General features: G+C 41.7%; 19 protein-coding genes and 1 tRNA gene. 8 read left to right on the top strand and 12 right to left on the bottom strand.

Going from position 1 to position 17,248, the window contains the following annotated elements:
- Positions 1–150 precede the first annotated feature (150 nt).
- The 4 genes from M0221_RS10435 to M0221_RS10420 form a co-directional block, all read right to left on the bottom strand.
- The gene (locus tag M0221_RS10435; protein WP_181209676.1) at positions 151–483 is read right to left on the bottom strand and encodes a protein tyrosine phosphatase family protein; all 333 of its coding nucleotides are present in this window, start codon (positions 481–483) and stop codon (positions 151–153) included.
- Between the two features lie 123 nt (positions 484–606).
- Entirely contained in the window at positions 607–933 is a 327-nt protein-coding gene (locus M0221_RS10430; protein WP_020444227.1) for a protein tyrosine phosphatase family protein, read from the bottom strand.
- Positions 934–1,111: 178 nt separating this feature from the next.
- Positions 1,112–2,824, bottom strand: coding sequence for a SulP family inorganic anion transporter (locus tag M0221_RS10425; protein WP_011514386.1), 1,713 nt, complete (start codon positions 2,822–2,824; stop codon positions 1,112–1,114).
- Between the two features lie 70 nt (positions 2,825–2,894).
- Positions 2,895–3,185 carry an ArsR/SmtB family transcription factor gene (locus M0221_RS10420; RefSeq protein ID WP_011514385.1) on the bottom strand — a complete coding sequence of 97 codons (291 nt, stop codon included), beginning with the start codon at positions 3,183–3,185 and terminating at the stop codon, positions 2,895–2,897.
- Between the two features lie 351 nt (positions 3,186–3,536).
- Here M0221_RS10420 and M0221_RS10415 point away from each other — a divergent pair, with 351 nt between their 5' ends.
- Positions 3,537–4,409 (top strand): MBL fold metallo-hydrolase, encoded by an 873-nt coding sequence (locus M0221_RS10415; RefSeq protein ID WP_483283771.1) that lies wholly within the window; start codon positions 3,537–3,539, stop codon positions 4,407–4,409.
- Between the two features lie 64 nt (positions 4,410–4,473).
- Positions 4,474–4,908 carry a thioredoxin gene (trxA, locus tag M0221_RS10410; RefSeq protein ID WP_483283770.1) on the top strand — a complete coding sequence of 145 codons (435 nt, stop codon included), beginning with the start codon at positions 4,474–4,476 and terminating at the stop codon, positions 4,906–4,908.
- A gap of 115 nt (positions 4,909–5,023) precedes the next feature.
- Here trxA and M0221_RS10405 read toward each other — a convergent pair whose 3' ends face one another.
- From M0221_RS10405 to M0221_RS10390, 4 genes are all read right to left on the bottom strand, one after another.
- Complete coding sequence (locus M0221_RS10405) at positions 5,024–5,425, bottom strand: hypothetical protein (RefSeq protein ID WP_011514382.1); 402 nt, start codon at positions 5,423–5,425, stop codon at positions 5,024–5,026.
- A 133-nt stretch (positions 5,426–5,558) separates the two neighbouring features.
- On the bottom strand, positions 5,559–5,918 hold the full coding sequence (locus tag M0221_RS10400) for a SirB2 family protein (RefSeq protein ID WP_149409339.1): 360 nt from the start codon (positions 5,916–5,918) through the stop codon (positions 5,559–5,561).
- Positions 5,919–5,992: 74 nt separating this feature from the next.
- Positions 5,993–6,337 (bottom strand): BolA family protein, encoded by a 345-nt coding sequence (locus tag M0221_RS10395; protein ID WP_149409338.1) that lies wholly within the window; start codon positions 6,335–6,337, stop codon positions 5,993–5,995.
- A gap of 208 nt (positions 6,338–6,545) precedes the next feature.
- Complete coding sequence (locus tag M0221_RS10390; protein ID WP_011514379.1) at positions 6,546–7,358, bottom strand: M48 family metallopeptidase; 813 nt, start codon at positions 7,356–7,358, stop codon at positions 6,546–6,548.
- Positions 7,359–7,856: 498 nt separating this feature from the next.
- On the opposite strand from M0221_RS10390, the gene M0221_RS10385 reads away from it, so the two are divergent.
- Positions 7,857–7,931, top strand: a tRNA-Gly gene (locus tag M0221_RS10385).
- 369 nt (positions 7,932–8,300) lie between these two features.
- Positions 8,301–9,092, top strand: a complete 792-nt coding sequence (locus M0221_RS10380) for a glucose 1-dehydrogenase (protein WP_483283769.1) — start codon at positions 8,301–8,303, stop codon at positions 9,090–9,092.
- Between the two features lie 254 nt (positions 9,093–9,346).
- Here the strand turns inward: M0221_RS10380 and M0221_RS10375 are convergent, their stop codons facing one another.
- From M0221_RS10375 to nadR, 3 genes are all read right to left on the bottom strand, one after another.
- Positions 9,347–9,802 carry an Mpo1 family 2-hydroxy fatty acid dioxygenase gene (locus M0221_RS10375; RefSeq protein WP_483283768.1) on the bottom strand — a complete coding sequence of 152 codons (456 nt, stop codon included), beginning with the start codon at positions 9,800–9,802 and terminating at the stop codon, positions 9,347–9,349.
- Between the two features lie 203 nt (positions 9,803–10,005).
- Positions 10,006–10,767, bottom strand: coding sequence for a nicotinamide riboside transporter PnuC (pnuC, locus tag M0221_RS10370; RefSeq protein WP_020444219.1), 762 nt, complete (start codon positions 10,765–10,767; stop codon positions 10,006–10,008).
- 61 nt (positions 10,768–10,828) lie between these two features.
- Complete coding sequence (gene nadR, locus M0221_RS10365; RefSeq protein ID WP_483283767.1) at positions 10,829–11,875, bottom strand: multifunctional transcriptional regulator/nicotinamide-nucleotide adenylyltransferase/ribosylnicotinamide kinase NadR; 1,047 nt, start codon at positions 11,873–11,875, stop codon at positions 10,829–10,831.
- 548 nt (positions 11,876–12,423) lie between these two features.
- On the opposite strand from nadR, the gene M0221_RS10360 reads away from it, so the two are divergent.
- From M0221_RS10360 to M0221_RS10345, 4 genes are all read left to right on the top strand, one after another.
- Positions 12,424–12,636: a PspC domain-containing protein gene (locus M0221_RS10360; protein WP_483283766.1), complete on the top strand. Its 213-nt coding sequence runs from the start codon at positions 12,424–12,426 to the stop codon at positions 12,634–12,636.
- A 453-nt stretch (positions 12,637–13,089) separates the two neighbouring features.
- Positions 13,090–14,070, top strand: a complete 981-nt coding sequence (gene glyQ / locus M0221_RS10355; protein WP_483284783.1) for a glycine--tRNA ligase subunit alpha — start codon at positions 13,090–13,092, stop codon at positions 14,068–14,070.
- A gap of 9 nt (positions 14,071–14,079) precedes the next feature.
- Positions 14,080–16,173, top strand: coding sequence for a glycine--tRNA ligase subunit beta (gene glyS / locus M0221_RS10350; RefSeq protein ID WP_483283765.1), 2,094 nt, complete (start codon positions 14,080–14,082; stop codon positions 16,171–16,173).
- A gap of 146 nt (positions 16,174–16,319) precedes the next feature.
- Positions 16,320–16,646, top strand: coding sequence for a hypothetical protein (locus M0221_RS10345; protein ID WP_413786622.1), 327 nt, complete (start codon positions 16,320–16,322; stop codon positions 16,644–16,646).
- A 94-nt stretch (positions 16,647–16,740) separates the two neighbouring features.
- On the opposite strand, the gene M0221_RS10340 is transcribed toward M0221_RS10345, so the two are convergent.
- On the bottom strand, positions 16,741–17,199 hold the full coding sequence (locus M0221_RS10340; RefSeq protein WP_483283764.1) for a cell division protein ZapA: 459 nt from the start codon (positions 17,197–17,199) through the stop codon (positions 16,741–16,743).
- Positions 17,200–17,248 lie beyond the last annotated feature (49 nt).

The raw sequence follows: 17,248 nt of genomic DNA, 5'->3' as shown, positions 1-17,248 counted from the left end.
TAACGGTTATACTTGCATTATATTTATAACGCCCATTCCTTGTGGCGATATATTGCTTTACAGCATCTAAAATATAGTCTTAAATATTATAAAAGCCCATATGTTTATATGGGCTTCTTGGTTTATTGCTTTAAATTATTGATTATGATATCAGTCGTCTAGCAAATCCATACGCTTAGCCGCTTCATAGATGCCAGTTGAACGATTGCCCGTACGGCAGAATATCAACATTGGTTGCTCAGCTTGATTAAAAAAGTCAGCAAACTCTTCAACGTGGTTCTGATTGAGCTCACTACCAGCAAAGGACACTTCTTTATAAGCAAGTCCTGCTTTTTCGGCGGCAGCAGCAATCTCAGCACTGGTTGGCTGGTTCGGCTCTTCACCATCCGGACGATTATTAATAATGGTTTTAAAACCATTTTCTGCAATCATCGGTATTTGGTCGGGGGTGATTTGTCCGGTGATACTTACTTGATGGCTCATAAGAGCTCCTTTTATTTTTTATATTAAAATTAAATGGATAGTACGAGAATACAAAGCCTAAGCGCAATGGATAATTTTCTAAAGATAAAGTATGTAAGCTTTATTGCCTTTTTATATCAACACTTATAGCAGCCCTTGCATCAATGCGCTTTGGTACAACAGTTTGGCACGTGCGCCCGTACCACAAAACATCAATATGGGTTTTGGCATCGTACGATAAAAAGCAGCAAACTGCTCCACAGTCGCCATACTCAAGCGCTCATCATCAAAGGGTAAATGCTGATAATTCAAATTGGCTTTCGCCGTTGCACTACTAAAATCACAGCTATTAGGCTGCGAATCAACCTCAGCGTCAGGACGAATATTGAGCACAGAGCGGTAGCCAAGCTCTGCAATTTTGATACATTGGCTTGGGTAAATTTGCTTATAAATAGTTAAGTCATCGGTCATAAGTAATATCAATAAAAGTTATAAAAAAATTAGAGGATATAATGAGTTCAAAAAAAGCGCTACAGACTAGTAGTTTTTTTAGTAATCCTAATAATTTAGCATAACACAGCTTTTATCATATCTATATGTTATAGATAGCCATTAATTATTCTTAGTCTAATAAACAGTACAAATGACATTAATGAGTGTCTTTTAAACCATTAACTGCATCCATAGTGCTTAAATAAACGTGTCCTGATAAATCAGTAATCACCGGTGTGTGCTCAATGATGTCCATGACAGGTCCTTTAATAAAGCTAAAGCTCAAATGCTTATTTTGATTTAATAGCTCTTGGTTTAAGCTAATAAGCATCTCTTGTCCGGTCAAATCGATATGATTAACTGCCGACATAATAAGAATAATCTCGCTTGCCTCTGGATATTGACGCGTGGCTTGTACCACGTGACGATGCACTGATTCGCTATTACCAAAAAACAAGCTCTCATCAATACGCAGCATCAATAGATTGTGAAAGGTCACTACATCATGACGATTGATATTACGAAAATGACCTGTCCCTGCGAGCTGCCCAACGATAGCGACATGCGGTTTGCTTGACTGCCAAATTAAGCTAGCAAATGACACCATAAGTCCAATCACGAGCCCTGTATTTAACCCAAATATCAATACGCCGACAAACGCGGCGATAAAACTTGCTGCATCTAAGCGGTCGCGGTGCCATGCCGACTTTAGCGTCGCTATGTCAATAAGACCTATGATAGCTGCCATGATGGTTGCGCCCAAAATTGCATAGGGCAGCGGGGCAAGCAGATACCCAAATGCTATCAAGGCAGCTATCATAACTAACACTGTGACCAAGCTCGCTAAAGGCGTTTTGGCACCTGAATCGACATTGATAGCCGTACGCGAAAATCCGCCAGCGATAGGAAAGCTTTGAAAAAAGCTACCGGCAACATTAGCCAGTCCAAGCCCTGTCAGCTCGCGATTGGCATCAAATAGCTCACCGCGCAAACGCGCATAAGTGCTAGCAACAGAGCTGCTCGATACAAACGCAATCAGCGCCATCAGTCCTGCAGTCGGTAATAAATTGAGCGCTTCATGAAAGTCTGGCAGATATGGCGCTGTAAAGCTTGGCAGTCCTTTCGGTACATTACCAATCGTTGCCACACCGCTTGTCGTCCAATGTAAAACGATACTGAGAGCGATTGCAGCGGTCAGCAGTATAAGAGGAAACAGGCGCTCTGCCCATTTCGCATAAGAGGCGGATAACCAAGACTGCCAAACCCATTTTTTACCATAGCGATTAAGAAGCATGAGTGCAAAGGCGCTGATACCAATTACTAGCGTCAACGGATGCAGCTGATTGGCATACATCTGCATGCTCGATAAATAACCGATTAAGCCATCGCCTGAAATGGGTATACCAGTTAGATATTTAAGCTGGCTTATAAAGATAAGCACAGCGGCACCACTGATAAATCCAGCAGAGACGCCGCGGCTGATAAACTGCATAATCCAGCCCAATTTCAGCTGTCCTGCCAGCCACAAAATCGCACCCATCATGAGTGCTAGTAGGGCTGCCATCAGTACATACTGCTCAGCGCCCTTATCCGCATAAGGATGCAGCGCGCTTGCAGTCATAATAGCGGTCACAGCAGCAGGTCCGACGGCTTGTACATTACTAGAGCCGAGCCACGCATATACCGCCACAGGCACGATAGCCGCGTATAAGCCATAGACCGGAGGCAAGCCTGCCAAGACCGCATAGCCCAAGCTTTGCGGAATAACGAGCACACCAACGACTATCCCTGCAATGATATCGGTTGGCAAGGCAGACAGCTGATATTGACGTAACCAAACAGGTATCAGTCGAGTGGCAATAGAGGGCATGGCAGTACGTCCTCACAATAAAAAATGTTCATGAACATCAGAATTTAATCAATGAGATTTAGCCAATCATCTATGCCTCAGCAGGGGCACAAAAACGCTGATATAACAGCTCTAGTATGGCTAATGCATCATCACTAGCGATACTATAGTAAATCTGCTTGCCTTCACGGCGTGTCGTCACTAGCTCATCTTTACGCAAAATACCAAGCTGCTGCGATAAGCTTGGCTGCCCAACACCGACTAAGCTTTCAAGCTCACTGACGCAGTACTCTCCTTGAGTTAGCTGACAGAGGAGGAGCAAGCGATCAGGATGCGAGAGTGACTTAAGCAGTTGGCTGGCTTGCATTGATGCTTGCTGCATTTTTTCAGCAAGGTCTTTTGGCGCAACGCCGTCATTGCTGTCACCATTGGTATCAAATGTGCTCAGTACTGAAGTAGAAGTGATCAGAGCGAGCTCCTTAGATAAGAGATAAGAGATAAAAATATAAATGAAAAAATTGTATATAACTGTATAGGGTCAATTATCAATCATATCGCCATTTATAGCAAGTTATCATTATTTACATTATATAAATTGATATATTATAAAATAATTGCTATATTGATGCTTATAGCCAATTGATAGACTTATTTTAAATACGATAGATATCGTCCTATTATACGTAACAATTCATCGAAAATTAAAACATTCATATAAAAATGGAGAGTAGTCATGCAAGTTCATTCATTCTTACATAGCGATACAGAAACCTATACCCATGTGCTCGCCGACATTGAGCAGCAAGTGTGTGCGATTATTGATCCCGTATTGGATTTTGATGCCAAGTCAGGACGTACGCGTACAACGAGCGTCGATGAAGTAGTTGAATTTGTCAAAGAGCATGGTTGGGAGCTGATCTATATTATCGAAACTCACGCCCATGCTGATCATGTATCGGCAGCTATTCATGTCAAAGAGATACTTGGCGGGCAGTTAGTGATCGGTCAGCACATCACGGAAGTACAAAAAATATTTAAGCAGATTTTTAACTTTGATAGCAGTTTTCGCACCGATGCCGGTCAGTTTGATGTTTTGACCGATGATGGCGACACTTTAGCGCTAGGCGGCATTACTATTACTGCTATGTATGTCCCCGGTCATACGCGTGCTGACATGGCTTATCTTGCCACTGACGACGAAAAAACCGTGGTGTTTGTCGGTGATACTTTATTTGCCCCTGATGTGGGTACGGCGCGCTGTGACTTCCCAGGTGGGGATGCGAGAACTCTATACCAGTCGATTACAAAATTGCTCGAATTGCCCGAAGATACGATGATGTATCTTTGCCATGACTATCCCAGTAAGGGTCGTAAACATTGTCCAACTACGACGGTCGCTGCGCAAAAATTAGGCAATATTCATGTAAAAGAGGGTATCAATGAAGCTGAGTTCGTAGAGATGCGTGAGCGCCGTGATGCCAATCTTGAGATGCCAAGGCTTATTATTCCAGCAGTACAAGTTAATATCGATGCTGGTCATTTTCCGAAACCTGAAGACAATGGTACACGTTATCTAAAAGTACCTATCAATGTCCTTGGGGAATAAACACCGTATTAGTACAGTGTTATCTAATTCATAGATTTTTATGATAATTTAACGGAGTCTTATTATGAGTGAAAAAAATGCTCATGTAGTATGCCCACATTGCCAAGCAACGAATCGTGTACCAGATTCCAGACTCAGTGCTGCACCAAACTGCGGTAAATGTGCGAAGCCTTTACTGACTGCAACGCCGCATGAGTTGAATGCGCAAACGGTGAGTAAAGTCATTCAAAAAAATGAAGTGCTGACCATCGTGGACTTCTGGGCTAGTTGGTGTCAACCTTGTCTTATGATGGCGCCGGAGTTCAAGATAGCTGCTAGCCAGTTGCCACAAATCGTGTTTGCTAAAATACAAACCGATAAATATGAGCAAGCAGCGGCGCCTTATAATATTCGCAGCTTACCAACGATGGTAGCATTTAAAAATGGTAAAGAGATAGCACGGCAGTCGGGAGCGCTATCAAGCCATCAAATTGTGCAATGGGTACAAAGCTTAAAGTAGTTATTGCAATAAATGCTGTCTTATAAGTCTGAATTTATTGAACCCAACAAAAAGCCAATACGTGTATCGCGTATTGGCTTTTTTATTATGCTGGATGAGTTAAAGCAGTTTTAGCCTACTCACCATAAATCTTGATGCCATTAGCAAAGCTACAGCGCTGAATACGTGCTGACTGGATAATCGCATCACGTTCGCCGTATAGACGCGATAACTTGGCATCACGCGCTTTATTATTATTGCTTTGACCAACCCCAAAGCTGATATTAGGGGAGATGCCCCAGCGCCCTGCAGATATTCCAACACCCACACCTGTCGATGCTAAGGTTGATTGCTCGTTACGGGCAGCATTCACATAACTATTAACACGGATATACTCTTGATTTAATGCTTGGCAATCATAGCTCTGATAGGTGCTTGGCGGGATATATTGCGGCGTAATATTACCCGTAGAAGCACAGCCTGAGAGACCAAAAATGCCAGCGGTTGCTAGTAATGCTGTTACAGTAAGAGTTTTCATAGCGGCTCCAGTAAGCTAATATTGCGTTTTTATTTATTTAAGATAGCAAAAATAATCTCATTAAGATATTGAAAATGCATAGAATATTTCGTCATTTTCATTGCAGGAGTATTTGTGCTTATCTAAGTGCTTATCAGAATAAGTTACCCGGTTTGGTAAAGGCAAGTATCACAATACCCACATATGCCGCCCCAGCAATGAGAATACCAGTTTTTCTTTGACTCGGTGTTGCAGTATTATTGAAGGCTTTTATACTGGCGCTGATAGCAGCCACAAGCAAAATGATTTTGGCAAATACCCATTGTACAGGTGCATTGGCGCTCATCAATTGCATCAGCATACCAACGCCCGAAAGAATCATAACAGCGTAGAGGACATGCGACGATATCTTGACCACACGTGGTGCTTGCTTATTTGCGCTTAATACCAGATAGCTTTGATATAAAAACAGCACAATCAACAGCACGGCCATGAGCATATGTAAATGTTTCATTAAATATGGTTCCCTTTAAAATTATATTTTTCATCGATAGCATTTGATTATTTACTGCAAAAAATAAATAGCATTTAGCCTTTATTTTGTCCAGCACATAACGGGCTATCAGGGTTTTGACCTTGCCACTCTGTCGGTGTATAGGCATGAATCGCTAAGGCGTGGATTTGACCACCTTTTGAGGTTAATAATGCATCTGCCAAATGATAAACCATTTGGTGACGGGCAACCAAGCGCTTGCCTGTAAACGCTTCGCTGACCATAATAAGTTTAAAATGACTTTCTTTACCGTCAAAGTAACCGGCATGATTCACTGATTCGTTAACGAGTTGCATATGCAGCGGTTGTAATTCTTGCAACTGCTGACTAAGTGCGTCGGCAGTAGGGGTGCTACTGGTGGTAGAGGTAATGGTAGTCATAACAATCCTTTATTCTATTAAGCTTCATTGTCGTTAGACAATATATCGTCACCATTATAGCAGACGCTGATATCGAGTCTGCATGGTATTGATGGAATGCATTCTATGAGTAACAGGTATAAAAAAGCAGAGCGCCACATGATGATATGGGCTCTGCTTGTCATGACTTATGAGTGTCTACTTCAAAAATTCTGCTTAAAAAACACTATTAACGACGTGCTCTTTGATAGAGCGGCATTACTTTTGGCATCAGTGACTGCAACTCAGCGATACGATTGCTACTGGTTGGGTGAGTGCTTAAGAATTGTGGTGGCTCGCCTTGGCTGGCGCGCTGCATTTTTTGCCACAAGGTAATAGCGGCTTGTGGGTTGTAGCCTGCGCGTGCCATTAGCTCAAGACCGATTTGATCCGCCTCAGCTTCTTGGGTGCGACTATGCGGACGGCTCAAACCTAAGTCACCAGCGACGTTTGCAAGCTGAGCTTGTCCTTGTGATAGACCAAAAATACTGGCTGCGACACCGATACCGGTCTGAGTTGCATATTGACGCGATAGGCGCTCACGTGAATGCTCACGTAAGGCATGAGACATCTCATGCCCCATAATAGCAGCGATTTCATCATCACTTAAGTTCAGACGATCGATAATGCCTGTGTAGAACATGATTTTACCGCCCGGCAGCACAAAAGCATTCAAGTCGTTAGATTTAATCGTATGTACTTCCCATGGCCATTTTGCCGCATCAGGGCGATAGACGCCAACTTGATTGACCAAACGATTAGAAATATTTTTTAAGCGATTCAGCTGAGCGGTGTTGGTATCAAGCAAACGTTTCGATCGTGCTTCTTGTATCGTTTTATTATAACTCTGAGCGGATAGTTGCAATACTTGCTCACTTGATACGAGTAGCAACTGCTGACGATCAACGCCAACGGCACCCGTACTGGTCGTGCTAGTACAACCTGTTAATGCCAGTGCTGACAATGAAGCTGCCATAACTGTCGTGGTAAGTAGTTTTTTCATAGTAAATGTCCTCGCTATAAATAAGAAAATTAAAGTAAATAACAGCAATGTTGATGCAGTAGAGGTAAGGGAAGCTTATTATTGACGTTCTACTACCTTCTCTCAATCTACTAAAACAGTAAAATTCTACCTGAACCGTCCTTGTGCATAAGTATAATTATGTTAACTATTAAAAACCAATAGAGCAAAAGTAACAATACAAGGTAGGATTGTAAGTGGCATTCATGTATAAATTGCGGATAAATCTGCTTAAATAATCAAAAAATATGTTAAAGAGAACATTTGAGCAATTATTTATAAAAATAATTGGATATCGATGGTTAGAAAAATAAACCATAAAATCAATTGTATATGAGAATTATCGTCCTAATAAACACCTAAAAGTTGTGATATCTATAAGAAAGTTAAAAAAACCTGTTGACACGCTCAGAATATTTGCTAAAATAGCCAGCCTATCGAGACGTAGCTGTTAGCAATAACGCTATAGATTGATATTAAGCGGGAATAGCTCAGTGGTAGAGCATAACCTTGCCAAGGTTGGGGTCGAGAGTTCGAATCTCTTTTCCCGCTCCAAATATGGCTTGTAAAAGCACTAAAGCCTCACTTCTTATAAGAAGTGAGGCTTTTTTTATGTCTGAAATTTGGGTTAGCAATCAGTTAGCAGCATCCACAGCCAATGCCTATAGTGGCATGATACTCAGTCAAATATAAATCATTACAAAAACTGCGTGAACTTAGCACATTAGAACAAGCTATCCCACGCATAATTATTTCTAGTCAGCGCTTCGATCACAATCGCGTTGAAATAGTCGTACTGGCAACTGCTTATTCTTAAGATTAATGCAGGTATTAGCCGCACGCTTTCAATGGCTATGCATTTAATAGTGCTGTAAACGAGCTGAGCACATTTATATTTGAGCACATCTATATTGAGGAATCATTATGCAAGAATTTCAACATAAAGCATTTAACGAACTATTCGATTTGTCAGGTAAAGTTGCCATTGTGACGGGCGGCGCAAATGGTATTGGTAAAGCCACAGCGCTACGTTTGGCAGAAGCGGGTGCTAACATTGCTATTGCTGATTTAAAACTTGAAGATGCACAGGCAGCAGTAAAAGATATTGAGGCGCTTGGGGTAAAAGCACTTGCCGTAGAATGTAATATTCTAAAAGACGATGATTTGGTCACTATGGTCGATACAGTAGTCGCTGAGTTTGGGACTGTTAATGTCTTAATCAACAATGCGGGCGGCGGTGGTGGCGGTCGTGAAAACCCAACCACAGCATCGATCGATGACATTCGCCGTGATTTTGAGTTAAACGTCTTTAGTGGCTGGCGCTTAAGTCAACTGTGCGTGCCGCTTATGAAAAAATCAGGATATGGCTCGATTGTATTTACCACCTCGATGTCAAGTGTTAATAAAAGCCCGAATATGAGCGGCTATGCAGGCTCAAAAGCGGCTGTCAATCACATGGTAGCAAACTTGGCGCATGACTTTGGTCCTGAAGTACGCGTCAATGCGGTAGGTCCAGGGGCTACGCGTACCGATGCTTTGAAGACGGTACTAACGCCAGAGATTGAGAAGAAAATGCTAGCAAATACGCCTATTAAGCGTTTGGGTGAGGCAGATGATATCGCTGGTGCTATGTTGTACTTTGCTGCGCCAATATCGACTTGGGTCAGTGGTCAAACCATATTTGTGAATGGTGGCGGTGTACAGACTTTAGATTAATAGACAGTAGCTTTTATGATATAGGTGATCCACTTTTAAAAGAGTACAGGACTACTGGGTTTAATTATTCGCAGCCTCTGTCTGCGTAGGCACAGCAAGCAAGAAAAATTAACCCCAGTAGGGCTTTATAAAATTTGTATTTCTTTTATTTAGGATTGACTATAGGAACGGCACTTAATAAGAGATTGGGTGCCGTTTCTTTATTGTATAGTCGCTTCCATTTAAAAATAATATCGACTCATTATCTGATTTAGCTATGATTCACTAGCTCGCTTACGTCCCATTAAGCTATTTGCAACCCATGCCGGACCAATCAACAAGAATTGTAAATCTTCAAAAAAAGAAGGTTTTTTACCTTCAAGCTTATGACCGATAAACTGCCCAATCCATGCCAACACAAAGACAGCCGCCCAAACTTTAAAACCCCAAGGGAATAGAGTCATTACTGAAAGACAAATAAGAATAAAAATACCCATTGCCATAAATAGTGGCGTTGATAAGCGCATATAAAATAATAATACCAAGGCACTCATTATTAAGGTAAACCAAACGGATAGCGACATCCCCATCCCAAGTAGACTGACAAAAATAGCCGGAACACAGAGCCAATGGATTTTTTTATTGATAAGATTTTGATGACTGACTGAATACTCACTGAGCCATTGCTCAAGCGTGCGCTTGGACATTCGTTTTTTCTGAGTGACAGACATACCAACCTCCTTGTTAGTAAATGAATGACTGATTAATTAATAGATAAATAAAGTTACTTACGACTACCAGTTGTAGCACTAATCTGAGTAATTCGCCATTTTATCTGTTAGACCGTAGAGTCAAATACTCTAATCTAAAACCCCTTCATCTACTCAAGCTGAAGTGCCACACTATTTTTCATATAGAATCGGTCTATTGGTCTTTATTTTCTGATGTGTGTTGGTGTCTCGACCGATTCTTGCTCGCTGCGGTACCATTCATAGAGCCCGACAAACGAGTTTACTTGATAGACCATGGTCTGAATGGCAAATATGTAATTGCCTGACATCAAGTTTACGGTCAACCAAACGAAGTTGGATAAAATCCATAACCACCAGTTAAACGAATAGCGCAGAATCATTGCTGCCTGAGCGGTAATAGACAGTATAAAGGCAATGACATTAATCCAAAAGAAAGAGATAAGGCCTAAAAATTTACTATTATCATCTTCAACGACCGCATAACCATAGCTTGCTAGTAAATTATTTACCGTTGGGAATAAGGCAAGTCCAATCACCATAAAGCTAATGGTCAGTAGCCAAATCCATTTGCTCGCAGATTTGGGCACCATATCACCATCAGCATCAGTATGCTTTGACCAATAAAAAATACCATAGACGTGGGTAAAGAAGTTGAACAAAGGCGCAAGCATCAGACCAACAGCACCAGAGGTCGCTTGTACGACCACTTCACCGGCTGTCGCACCCATACCAAAGCCATTGCCTAAGATGTTTTTACGAAAGGATAATGAAACCACGCATACCAGTCCGATAAAAGACACGCCTAAGTAAAACCAATCGAGCGTGGTATGTTCGGTGGTGAGCCAAAACCCTGTAGATAAGGCAAGCACACCGCAAATAAACCAGATGACAATCCATTGTATGGCCCATTTCCCAGTGATATTGTCTAGTAGCTGAATACGCATGGCGTTATATTCCTAAAATAAATAATAGTGTCAGTGATGCTTTTTTAATTTGGGTTATCTTTTACGGCTTTTGACCATAAACATACTGGTCGATAAATAACAATGCTTGCTGGTAGCGCGCCTCATAATCTGGTTGATCAATCATGTGCGGCTTAATATCATGACGGGCGAAAATATCCAATAGACGCGCCTCAAAACGACCACGTGCCTCAGGCGTACCCAAAGAGCGCATACCATCATCAATCCAAGGCACATTGTTATCGAGCATAATCGTATGGTCTAAGCGAAACTCATCAATGCAAGCGGCCACAAAAGGATGGGTGCGACCCTCGTACTCTTCACAAAACGCTTGGGTCGTGACAAAATCGGTATCAATTATCGTCACTGGCGCCGTGGCTATGCTTGTTGCATCACGAATCACTTGCGCATGGTGCAAGGCAATCGGTCCATAATCGCTATATTGTAATCCAATTTCGGTGCCGCCCAAATCTGTAACGACATAAACCCGTCCCATCTCAAGCGCAAAGCTAGCACCATAATAATTGGCAAGCTTATGCACCAATGTCGTCTTACCTGAGCTTTCGCCGCCGACAATAGCAACCGTCTTAGTATAGTTACTGCGTGCTTGCGGATGTAGCGCTGACCAATATGCGACCGGATTTCGTGCAATGGCATAAGAGTCAAAGTCAGGCTGTAATGGTGTTGTGACCACCTGCATGATTAGCTGCTTACAAATATCAGACTGTGCTAAAGGGTGGTTCTCTGCGACAAATACTACGGTTTCAGTAGGCAAGTTTAACGCATCTATCAAATGTTGCAGCTTAGCGTTACTGGCAGTGATATCAATCGTCACATCTGCAAAGCTGTCATGTACTGGCAGCTCAATCTCATCAGTGGTATGAATATGAATAAAAGGTAAATCAGCACAAGCCATCTGTAACCAACGCGCTTTATCTTGCAACGTGATTTTAAAATCTGGATGCGGCGATGGATGCGTCATAATGACAAGATGTAAGTTTTTTGCTTGTCCTGCTGCGTCCAATATACTGCGCATTTGCCCCAAATGTAGCGGCTCAAAATGTCCAATCATCAATCCTGACTCGTACATAGCTGTCCTTAGTCACACTTACTGAGTGCAATTTATTTTTAGTTGTCTAGAGTTTTTATAAGCATGGTATAAAGGTTCGTGAAGACTTACCCGTAGATTATTGTAAATAGTCCCTATTTTATGATGTATTCATCAATAAAATAATGATTTATCTACTTATTACGTTTTCGTTTTACTAGATTGTGACTCTAATAAATAAGCTATTATTTTTAGGATAGAATAATAAGGTCTAAGCATTTGGTTTCATTAAAGAATATAGCATATGTAACAAAAGGTGTAATATGCGAGAAACAAAGCTACCTTTGAAACAATTTGAAATAACTATTTAAAATCAGAGGTTTACGGGTGTTAATGAGAGGTTAGAGTAAGCTTAAGTAGCATAAATTCACAAAGCACGTCTACACAGCCAACAGATAGAAGAGAAATAATTGTTATACTTATTCATAAGTTTGAAGGCAAACGTAAAACGTCTTTAATGTCTTTAAAATAAATCATAAAGCAGTTCATAAGAGTAATACTAAAATAAATAATAAAAAGAGGTATTTGATTTGGCTAAGCTAGCAAAATTACATCGTTCACAGAATAATCGCATGATAGCGGGCGTGATGGGTGGCATTGCAGAATATGTCGGTTGGTCACCAATCTGGGTGAGATTACTGTTTTTTATTGTCTCAACTTTGAGTGCCGCAGTACCTGGTATTTTGATTTATATCATATTATGGATCATTATGCCGAAGGCAAATGGTCAGTCTTATCAGTAAAGCATTGATTTATAAGAGTAGTGATAAAGTAAAATAGTTCAATAAGAAATTGCAATACCCCAAAAAACAAAAAGCCTGAACAATCAGGATGCCCAAGACATACCTTTCCTCCTGCCCAAATGCTCACGCATTTGGGTATTTTTTTATCTATACCATTGATTGCTTTTAAAATTAGAATTCACTCATAAATCTACTTATTGATGATCCATACACTGAATATTTCGGCATAGGGTGTAAATTTAGTTCAGGTAAATATAGATAAAATAGTCAATTTTTAGTAAGGTGAGCAGTCAAATAGACTCGTTGCTATATAGGCGCTACGAGCGCTATCAATATTTTATTTCATAATACTAATTCCACAGTGGCTTTATTACGATGCCCCAAACTATGACAATCCAAACTATGACATCACAAGCGACAACCTCGATGACACAAGAAAAAGACTCTCAACCGATGACATTTCAAGATTTAATCATGACCTTGCAGAATTATTGGGCGGATAAGGGCTGCGTGATCTTACAGCCTTATGATATGGAAGTCGGCGCAGGTACGTTTCATACCGCGACATTTTTGCGCTCATTAGGTCCTGAGCGCTGGAACGCGGCCTATGTGCAGCCATCACGTCGTCCAACCGATGGTCGCTACGGTGATAACCCAAATCGTTTACAACATTATTATCAGTTTCAAGTGGTGCTTAAGCCCAATCCGCCTAATATCCAAGAGCTGTATTTAGGCTCACTTGAGGCAATTGGTATTGATCCATTGGTGCATGATGTGCGTTTTGTGGAAGACAACTGGGAGTCGCCAACGCTAGGTGCATGGGGACTTGGTTGGGAGATTTGGCTCAATGGTATGGAAGTCACACAGTTTACGTACTTCCAGCAAGTGGGCGGTATTGAATGCTTCCCTGTGACCGGCGAGATTACTTATGGTCTTGAGCGCTTGGCAATGTATGTGCAAGGCGTCGATAGCGTATATGATTTGGTTTGGGCAGATGGTGAGTTTGGCCGTGTCACTTATGGTGATGTTTTCCATCAAAACGAAGTTGAGCAGTCTACCTATAACTTTGAACACGCAGATGTGCCAATGATGGGTCAGATGTTTGACTTTTATGAGCAGCAAGCGGATAAATTGGTTGCTGAAGGTTTGCCACTACCAGCCTATGAGATGGTACTAAAAGCCTCACATGCCTTTAACTTGCTTGATGCGCGCGGTGCCATTTCAGTGACTGAGCGTCAGCGTTTTATCCTACGTGTGCGTACGCTTGCTCGTAAGGTTGCTATTGGTTATGTCGAAGCACGCGCTAAGCTGGGCTTCCCGTTGGCGGATGAGGCGCATCGTCAAGCGGCGCTCGATAAGTATTTGCCAAAAGAAGACACTGACATGGCAACTGAAGAATTAAACACAAACCAATCAACTAACAATAATAAATAGGAGCATCCCATGAGTACTATTCTATTTGAACTGGGGTGTGAAGAGCTGCCTCCAAAAAGTCTAAAACCTTTACGTGACGCATTACAAGAAAGTGTTACCGAGCAATTAGCAGACGCTAATATCAGCTTCGATAGTATCAAAGCCTTTGCGGCACCGCGTCGTTTAGCAATACAGATTCAAGGCATTAGCGATAAACAGCCGGATCGTACTGAGGAAAAACGTGGACCTGCGATTAAAGCTGCCTTTGATGCTGATGGTAATCCTACCCGTGCGGCAATGGGCTTTGCAAAAGGTTTGGGTATTGAAGCCAGCAAGTTGACCACTATTAATACCGATAAAGGTGATTACGTCGGTTATGTGCAAACGATTCAGGGTCAAGCGACCACTGAGCTGCTACCTGCTATTTTTCAAACCGCACTTGATAATTTGCCGATTGCTAAACGTATGCGTTCAGGCGCGAGCCGCAATGAGTTCGTGCGTCCCGTACAGTGGGCAGTCTTGATGCAAGATCATGCTGTCATTGATGCCACTATCCAAGGTCATCAGACAGGGACGCAAACTCGTGGTCATCGCTTCCATAGCCCTGATTACCATAACATTGCGCACGCCAATGATTATGAGCAACTGCTTGATGGTTTAAAAGTAGTGGTAGATTTTGATAAGCGTCAAATGCTGATTAAAAACCAAGTCAAGGCATTGGCAGATGAGGTTAGTTCTGACGCTATCGTACCGCAGAGTTTGTTAGATGAAGTCACCGCATTGGTTGATTTCCCGATTGCCTTAAGAGCAAGCTTTGAGGCGCGCTTCTTACAAGTGCCACAAGAAGCGCTTATCTCTACCATGCAAGCGGATCAAAAGTATTTTTGCTTAACCGATAAAGCAGGCAAATTGCAGCCATACTTTATTTTTATTACCAATATTGAGTCAAAAGACCCGAACCAAATCATTGAAGGTAATGAGAAAGTCGTGCGTCCACGTTTGGCTGATGCAGAGTTTTTCTTCTTACAAGACCAAAAGCAGCCATTATTTGCGCTGACAGAAAGCCTAAAAACTCGTGTGTTCCAAGATAAGCTCGGTACGATTTGGGAGAAGTCTGAACGCATTGCTAAGCTTGCTGCCTTTATCGCTGCACTAATGCAACAGCAAGGTCAGCAGATTGATATCGATGATACAGTGCGTGCCGCAATTTTGTCCAAAGCAGATTTAGCAAGCTCATTAGTTGGAGAATATCCTGAATTGCAAGGTATCGCTGGTACTTATTATGCGCGCCTGAATAATGAGCCAGAAGTAGTCGCGGCAAGTTTAGAAGAGCAATATTTGCCTAAGTTCAGCGGTGACGTATTACCACAGACGCCAATTGGTATTTGCTTAGCATTAGCAGATCGTTTGGACACGCTCGTCGGTATTTTTGCGATTGACCAAGCACCGACAGGTTCAAAAGATCCATTCAGTTTACGTCGCTCAGCCATTGGTATTCTGCGTATTTTGATTGAGAAGCAGCTGCCAATTAATCTAGTGGCTCTCGTTGAGCAAGCCATCAAAGGCTATAGCACGGCTGACGGTAGCAAGATTGCCAAGATGGGCGATACATTTACCCAAGTGATGGCATTTTTGAACTCGCGCTATCGTGCAATGTATACGGAGCAAGGCGTCAGCGTTGATACGATTCAGGCAGTGCAAGCGATTAACCCGCATATGCCGCTTGATTTTGATCAACGTATTCGTGCCGTTCAAACGTTTAGCAACTTACCTCAAGCGTCGATGTTAGCTGATTCAAACAAGCGTGTTGCCAATATATTAGCCAAGTCAGAAGTGAGCGTTGCTGACACTGTTGATGAAGCTCTACTATCTGAACCTGCTGAGCAAAATTTATATGCGAGTGTGAAGCAAGCGCAGACAGTGGTACAACCATTACTTGAGCAAGCTGACTATACGCAAGTATTGCAAACGCTTGCTAGCTTAGATGAGCCATTGACGCAATTCTTCGATAATGTGATGGTCAACAGTGAAGATACGGCGCTTAAAGCCAACCGCTTAGCGTTGCTTAAGCAAGTACGCGCATTGTTTTTAACTGTGGCTGATATCAGTGAGCTACAGTTATAGTTTGGTCCCTGATAGCTTAGTCACTATGACGGCTAAATAATGTATTCTATAAAATAAAAACTGGCTCACTGTAGCCAGTTTTTTATATGATTATTCTGAAGCGTTGCGTTTATAATGTATTCAGCCATATTTGAAGGAGCGCTGCCGTGTTAGCTGTTATTATTATCATCATCATTATCTGGGTTTCGATGTGGGGATTTTATAAGTTCATGTACCCGCGTGCACCCAAAAGCATGATGCCCAAAAAAGGCGATGTTATTACACCGCGTCAGTGTGACTTTTGTGGCAATAGCTTGGCTGAATATCGTGGCGTGCTTGAAAGCAATATTAACGCTAAAACGATTGATATCAGCGTTGATGCTGATGCCAACATGGCGTCAGAGATTACGGATGAACCAACATCTGGTGAGCTTTTCTTTTGCAATTATGAGCACCAAGCAGATTTTCATGCAGGTAAGGTTCATCAGCCATAAGTCTAAAAACAGCATTATCTAATGACCATAAAAAACGCTTAGTTTCATAAACTAAGCGTTTGATATATTTATAAGTATCAAGAAATGCATTGGCTTATAAAATAGAATGAGCATCTTGGATAACTTTGTTTAGCAAAGCCATAGATTGCTTATCCTGTTGCCCGCGATCTTCTTCACCTCTTTCATGAGTTTGGATTTTTTCATATAAATTTAGGCAGCATAATACCAGTAAGCTTTCTTGACTAAGACTTGGTGCGTCTCTTTTTAAATTTAAAGCAAAATCGTTTATATAAGATACCGCTGAACGCAATTCTTCTTGTTCATGTACTGGGCAGTAGATAGGATAAGTAATGCCAGCAATCGCAATATCGACTTTCTTGATTTGCGGCTCAGGTGCGCTATTTACTTTAGCAGTGGGGCTGCTTTGCGTATTTGCATTAGTTGATACAGTTTTCTGTGCCTGACTATTTTTTACTTGGTTGGTTTCTACTTGAGCATTCTTTACTGAGCTGTTTTTCTGTTTTTCAATGATTTTGTTATGGTTGTCGGTCATGATAAATCCTACAATGTCTGGTCAATAAAGTGGAAGAGGGATGCTGTCA

The sequence above is a fragment of the Psychrobacter sp. ANT206 genome, assembly GCF_056880555.1.
This window is presented reverse-complemented; position numbering and strand designations above follow the sequence as displayed.